The sequence below is a fragment of the Streptomyces sp. NPDC048361 genome, from assembly GCF_040651795.1.
Lineage (GTDB): Bacteria > Actinomycetota > Actinomycetes > Streptomycetales > Streptomycetaceae > Streptomyces.
The window spans coordinates 1-6,333 of the sequence record NZ_JBEZKW010000121.1; the positions used below are offsets into that span (position 1 = coordinate 1).

Annotated in this window: 4 protein-coding genes; 1 reads left to right on the forward strand and 3 read right to left on the reverse strand. The window is 71.4% G+C overall.

Going from position 1 to position 6,333, the window contains the following annotated elements; genetic code table 11:
• The first annotated feature begins 589 nt into the window (after positions 1–589).
• A complete protein-coding gene (locus AB0D31_RS34360; protein WP_362730763.1) occupies positions 590–2,065 on the forward strand; it encodes a condensation domain-containing protein in 1,476 nt (491 codons plus the stop codon).
• 105 nt (positions 2,066–2,170) lie between these two features.
• Here AB0D31_RS34360 and AB0D31_RS34365 read toward each other — a convergent pair whose 3' ends face one another.
• The 3 genes from AB0D31_RS34365 to AB0D31_RS34375 all read right to left on the reverse strand — a co-directional run bounded on the left by AB0D31_RS34365 (position 2,171) and on the right by AB0D31_RS34375 (position 5,908).
• Positions 2,171–2,833, reverse strand: a complete 663-nt coding sequence (locus tag AB0D31_RS34365; protein WP_362730766.1) for a hypothetical protein — start codon at positions 2,831–2,833, stop codon at positions 2,171–2,173.
• A gap of 103 nt (positions 2,834–2,936) precedes the next feature.
• Complete coding sequence (locus AB0D31_RS34370) at positions 2,937–4,352, reverse strand: FtsW/RodA/SpoVE family cell cycle protein (protein WP_362730771.1); 1,416 nt, start codon at positions 4,350–4,352, stop codon at positions 2,937–2,939.
• A 197-nt stretch (positions 4,353–4,549) separates the two neighbouring features.
• Complete coding sequence (locus AB0D31_RS34375; RefSeq protein ID WP_362730769.1) at positions 4,550–5,908, reverse strand: cytochrome P450; 1,359 nt, start codon at positions 5,906–5,908, stop codon at positions 4,550–4,552.
• Between the last annotated feature and the right edge of the window lie 425 nt (positions 5,909–6,333).

The window sequence follows — 6,333 nt, forward strand, 5'->3', positions numbered from 1 at the left end:
TTCAACCCCCCCCCCCCCCCACTCCGTCCCCCCCCCCCCCTCCGCCGGGGGGGGGGGGGGGGGGGGGGCCGGGGGGGGGGGGGGGGGGGGGGTGGCCCCCCCCCCCCCGCCTGCCTTCGCGCGCACCGTGTGACGTACGGAGTTCGGCGCGTGCTACTCGTTGGGGTGGTCCAGCGTGCCCGAGAGCGCTCCCGGCGCGTTGGTCACCGCATGACCGTATTTCCTGAGTTGAGGCGCCCGGACGCCGGCCTTCGCATCGAGGGACCGCGAACGGACGCCCCGCACCGGGGCGTTGGGGTCCCTGCACGCCGGCGGCCGCCCCGTCACATGGCCGCACCGCCGCCGGGCACACAGGAGTTGACCGGCTCCCTGGGGGCGGACCCCGGCGCCGACGTGCTGAACCGATCCTCCGCCGGGCGCCCTCGGGAGTACCCGACCGTACGGGCCCGGCCGGCCCGCTCCCCCTGTCCGGCCGGACGCAAGGCGCTCCGGACGGCCGGCTCCGTCGGCCATGCCCGCGGGCGGCTCCAACCCTCTGCTGCCTGCAGTTTGCCCGTGTTCCCCGACCGTGTGTGAATGGAAGACTCCCGTGCGAATTACCGACGTTCACGGCTGCGAGGTCCGTCCCGGACGGCTGGTCGAATGGACTTTGGACCCCCTCATGGTCGAGGCCGCGACCAGTCAGCCCGATGATTCCCGTCCGCCCGCCTATGTGCAGGAGTCCCACATCCGCACGGCCCGCTCGGTGCGGGAGGACGGCCTGTTCGTGCCGACTTGGCTCGGCGCGGCGTTCGACATCGCTGGGCCCGTCGACCTCGACCGGCTCGAAGCGGCGCTGCGGACCTGGACCCTGCGGCACGAGACGCTGCGCAGCGGCTTCCGCTGGGTCGGTGACGAGATGCGCCGCTTCACGGCCGCGTCCGACGCCGTGGCGCTCCGGCGCGAGGTGGTCGGCGACTTCCCCGACGCGCAGGAGCTGAGCCTCCACCTCCAGGACCGTTTCGATGTGGCCGCGGACGCCCTGGGGTGGCCCAACTTCCTGTACACGGCGGTGGTCAGGGACGACTGCACCAGCGTGTACATGGCGTTCGACCACAGCAACGTCGACGCGTACTCGCTCCAGCGCATCCCCTCCGAGATCTCCGAGCTCTACTCGGCCCGCGGCGGCGCGGGTGCCGAAGAGCCGGCTCCGGTCGGCAGCTATGTCGACTTCTGCGAGATCGAGCGGGCCAGCGCGGACCAGGTCGACGACACCCACGCGATCGTGGCGCGCTGGCGGGAGTTCATCGCCCGCTGCGACGGCAGACTGCCCGCCTTCCCGGTCGACCTGGGCCTGGAACCGGGCGGCCGGCTGCCGGAGCAGAAGCTCCTGTACGAGATGCTCGTGGACGACGCCGATGCCGCGGCCTTCTCGGCGTACTGCCGCCCCTACGGCGGCGGTCAGGTGGGGGTCCTTGCGGCCACCAGCCTCATCGTGCACAACATCGGCGGCGAGCCGGTCTACCGCACGGTGGTGCCCCTCCACACCCGGGCGAAGTCCCGGTGGGCGGAGTCGGTGGGGTGGTACGTCGGCGGCGCACCGATCGAGATCCCCGTCGCGCAGGCCCTGGGCTTCGACGACGCGCTGACGATGGTCCGTGCCGCGCTGCGCGCCAACAAGTCCCTCGCACATCTGCCGATCGCCCGCGTGCTGCGGCTGCTCGGCTCCGACTTCCGGCCCACCTCGCCGGACCTCTACTCGATCGTCTCGTTCGTCGACGCGCGGGACATCCCCGGGGCGCGCCAGTGGGACCAACAGAAGGCGTACGCCATGCTGCGGGTGTCCTACGGGGACCAGGTGTGCGCGTGGTTCACCCGCCTGCACGGCGGGCTGCAACTGGCCATCCGCTACCCGGACACGGCGATCGCACAGAAGAACATCCACTGCTATGTGGAGCAGCTGCGGGAGCTGATCACCTCGGTGGCCCGCAGCGGCCCGGTGCCGCCCCCGGCCGCGGCGCTCCGCCGCGAGCACGCGCTTCCCGCGCCGAGGCTGAGCAGTGAGGCGGCCCGGCTGACGCTGTGAGCCTTCACCGAACCTCACCGAACCTGGCTGGACCGCACTGAACTCAACTGAACGGGAGCACGTGGAGCCGGCGCCGGCCGGCTCCGTTCGCGCGGTGCGACACCGCTATTTCTTCGCGGCGCAGATGACGTCGTAGGGCCGGCCGATGGCCATGGTCAGGCGCATGGGCTCAGTGGTTCCGGACGGACACTGCGTCGTCTCCTTCACCAGGTCGAGCACGGTGTACGCGTCCGACCCCGAGGAGGCGCAGGGCACTTCCTTCGCCGTGGACGTGATGCAGTCACCCTTCACCAACTGGCCGCCGCCCGCTCCCGCGTCCCCGGGGTGGGAGGAGGAGAGGTTGCGTCCGCAGACCGTCTTGCTGGGGATGCCACCGCCCGAGCTCTTCTTGGATCCGTAGCTGACGCTCACCTGGATGATGAGATCCGTACCGGCCGGGCACTGGATGGCGTCGGGCAAGAAGCTCGCGGCCTGTACGTCGAGTGCCTTGAAGGTCGCCCCCTTGTCGCCGCAGTCGAACGCCGTGTAGCCGTTCGGGGCGTCGTCGGGGTCGGGACCGCCGCAGTCGCCCACCTTCCACTCACCGTTCTTGTGTGAGGCTGAGGACGAAGAGGACGCCGACGACGAGGACGTTCCATGGCCGTCGCCGAAGAGCTTGGACGCGCCGTAGCCGAGGCCCAGAAGCACGGCGAGTATCACCAGGGCGGGGAGGCAGCCCCGACGTCTGCGGGGCGCGGCAGGGGGAGGCGTGCTGCCCGGGTAGACCATGGTTTCGTCTCTTCCTGGGAGTGCGGGATGTCATGTCCACAGCGCATGACCACAGAGGTGGACGCGGCAGGGAGACCTCTCGGTTCCGCGCGTGCGCGCCGACTCACCCCGCCCGCGAGAACATCCCGCGGCCAGGGGTGTGCATCAGGTCCGGGGCGCCGTGCGGCGAAGCGGGTTCACGGCGTCGCTGCGCGGTGTCACTGATGCGGATCAGGAGCGCCACCATCAGCCAGTTGGCGACCATCGACGAGCCGCCCTTGGCGAGGAACGGCAGCGCCTTGCCGGTGAGCGGGATCAAACCCGTGACCCCGCCCGTGACCACGAACACCTGGAGCACCAGGGCGCCGGCAAGCCCGGTGGCGAGGAGCTTTCCGAAGGGGTCGCGGGCCAACAGGGCGGTGTGGAAAGCGCGTTGAGCGAGCAGCCCGTACAGGACCAGGACCGCCATCACCCCCGTGAGCCCCAGCTCTTCGCCGACGGTGGTCAGGATGAAGTCGCTGTTCCCCGCGAAGCCGACGAGCTCCGGGTGCCCCTGGCCCAGACCGCTGCCGGTGATGCCGCCGCTGCCGAAGCTGAAAAGCGCCTGCCCCAGCTGGTTGGACACCCCCGCAGCGCGGCCCGCCTCCGTGAAGGCGTCCATCGGGTGCTGCCACGCCACCACCCGGCCGTGCACATGTGGCTCGATCGAGCCGACCACCATGGCGCCGACCACGGCCATCAGCAGGCCGCACACCACCCAACTCGTGCGTTCCGTGGCCATGTACAACATGATCACGAAGAGGCCGAAGAAGATCAGTGATGTGCCGAGGTCCCGCTCGAAGATCAGCACCAGAAGGCTGAGCATCCATATCGCGGCGATCGGCCCCAACTGCCGGCCGGGCGGCAGCCGCACGCCGAGGAAGCGGCGGCCGGAGAGGGCCAGCGCGTCCCGGTTGACGGTCAGATAGCCCGCGAAGAACACCGCGATCATGATCTTGACGAACTCGCCCGGCTGCACGGACAGCGGCCCCAGCATGATCCAGCGCTTGGCCCCGAACTGGTCGGCACTGGAGAACGCCGGAGCCATCAGGAGCACCAGCGCGACCGTCATCATCAGGTAGATGTACCGCTGGAGCCACCGGTGATCGCGCAGAACGAGAAGCACACCCGCACACGCGGCCACCCCGATGACCGTCCACATCAGCTGTCCGTCGCCCGCCGGCGTCATGTGCAGGCGTGGCTCGGCCACATAGGTGATGTCCAGGCGGCGCATGAGGACCAGCCCCAGGCCGGTGAGGAGCAGGGCGAGCGGCAGGAGCAACGGATCGGCCCGCGCCGCCCAGCGCCGTACCGCGAGATGAGCGGCCGACGCGACCCCACCCATCGTGGCGGCGAACGTGGTGAACCCTCCGGGCAGCCGGCCGTGCATCGACAGGCCGGTGGCCGCGTCACCGCCCAGCGTGATCAGCACGACGAAGCACAGGAGCCACGCCTCGGTGAGCCGCCTGTTGGGCGCCTGCGCCAGCGCCGCGAACGACATGGTGTGCCCGTACGCGTCCTCGGGCGTCCCGGATTCCGCCCGGCCGCTGCTCACCGCTCCCCGCACGGACACCCGCTGCCTCGCCTCCCGCAACCACAGGCCCGGGCTCCTGATGGACCCTGCGCGCGGTGATCACACGCCGGAAGACGGAGGAAGGCCGGGGGCGGTTCCACCGTCGGGTCGGGGCCCGCACCGGTTCAGTCCTCGGCCGCCTTGCCGCGGGGCCGGCAGGTCATCATCAGCGGCCCGGGACCCAGGGTGCCGCGCACCTGGACGGTCATGGTGGCGCCGGGGTCGGGACGCAGTTCCCAGCGGGAACACACCGTCGCCAGCGCAAGTGTCATCTCGATCAGGGCGAACTGATCGCCGATGCATTTGCGGTTGCCGCCCCCGAACGGCACATGGGCGCCCCGCGGCAGGGTCTCGGCGCTCTGCCGGATCCAGCGGTCGGGGTCGAATCGGTCCGGGTCGGGAAACAGCTCGGGCCGGTGCTGCAACAGGTATGCGCTGTAGAGCAGAGCCGTGCCCTTGGGCAGGTGCTGTCCGGCGAGCGTGGTGTCGGCGGTCGTGACGCGGGTGAAGAACCAGCCCGCCGGATACAGCCGCAGGACCTCGTTGACGACGCGCCGGGTGCAGGGCAGCGCGTCGAGATCGGACGTCGTGGCGGTACGGCCGCCCAGGGCACCGTCCGCCTCGGAGTACACCTGGGCCGCGACCTCGGGATGTTGGCTGAGCAGCCACAGGGCGAAGGCCAGACTGTTGGCGGTCGTCTCGAACCCGGCGCCGATCATGACCATGAGCTGGTCGCGGATGTCCACGTCCGACATGGCTTCCCCGGTGTCGTCGTTGTGCGCCGCAAGGAGCATGGACACCAGGTCCGCACCGCCCGGCGCCGCGCGGCGTGCCGCGATGATGCCGTCGATGGCCGCGTGCAGCCGGACGCAGGCGCGCCGGTAGCGGCGGTTGGCGGGCGTGGGCAGCCGGTAGAGCGGACCGAGGGGCAGCATCACGCGCTGGTAGATGCCGTCGATGACGGTGTGCAGGCTCTCCTGCACCTCCGCCACGGCCGCGTCCTGGGCCTCGGCGGCGAGCACGCTGCGGGTCACGATCCGCAGGGTGAGCCTGGTCAGTGCGGCGGTGACGTCCAGCCGCATGCCCGGGCGCCAGCGGGAGGTCATGCGGTCGACCTCCTCGCCCATGACGGTGGCGTACTTCTCGATCCGGTCGCTCTGGAAGGCCGGCTGCATCTGACGGCGCTGCCACCGGTGCTCCTGCCAGCCCGACATGGGCAGGCTGCTGCCGAAGAGCACACGGGCCTTGTCGAAGAACGGGCCACCCTTGTCGAAGGTGCGGGAATCGGTGAGCATGCGGTGCGCGGCGTCCGGTTCACACACCACGTACGCGGGCCAGGGCCCCATGCCGATGCGGACGAGATCCCCATGGGCGGGCAGTGAGGACAGGAACTCCAGGGGGCGTGAGTGGAGTTGCCAGGCATGGCCGAGCAGTGGCCAGCGGCCCGGCGCCTTTCCCTTACGCGAGGGAAGCGTCGTGCTCACGGTGGGGCACCTCCAGAACGAGTCCGCATCCTCGGGCTGGGGCGATGTGGCCCCCCCCGGATCCCCGAACATCCTCCCCGGGCCATACGGCGGGGAACCCGGCGCGAAGCAGCACGGGCGCGGCGTGCCGGCGCGCACCCCGGCGCGCCCCGCGCGAGGCGACGGTCGTGTCCTGGCGCAGGGTGACGGCTCAGTACGGCTCAGGAGACGGCCGTGTGCCGCTGGGTGCCGGTTCTGTGCGGCTCAGGGTCCGGTGGGCCGCGCGCCCTGGAGCCCTCAGGGTCCGGTGGGCCGCGCGCCCTGGAGCCCTCAGGGTCCGGTGGGTCGCGCGCCCTGGAGCCCTCAGGGTCCGGTGGGCCGCGCGCCCTGGAGCCCTCAGGGTCCGGTGGGCCGCGCGCCCTGGAGCCGTTCGAGGTCCGAGGGGC

Excerpts from the sequence above, each read along its gene's own strand:
- AB0D31_RS34365 (WP_362730766.1), bottom strand. The coding sequence starts at position 2,833 with ATGGTCTACCCGGGCAGCACGCCTCCCCCTGCCGCGCCCCGCAGACGT.
- AB0D31_RS34370 (WP_362730771.1), bottom strand. The coding sequence starts at position 4,352 with ATGTCGTTCGCGGCGCTGGCGCAGGCGCCCAACAGGCGGCTCACCGAG.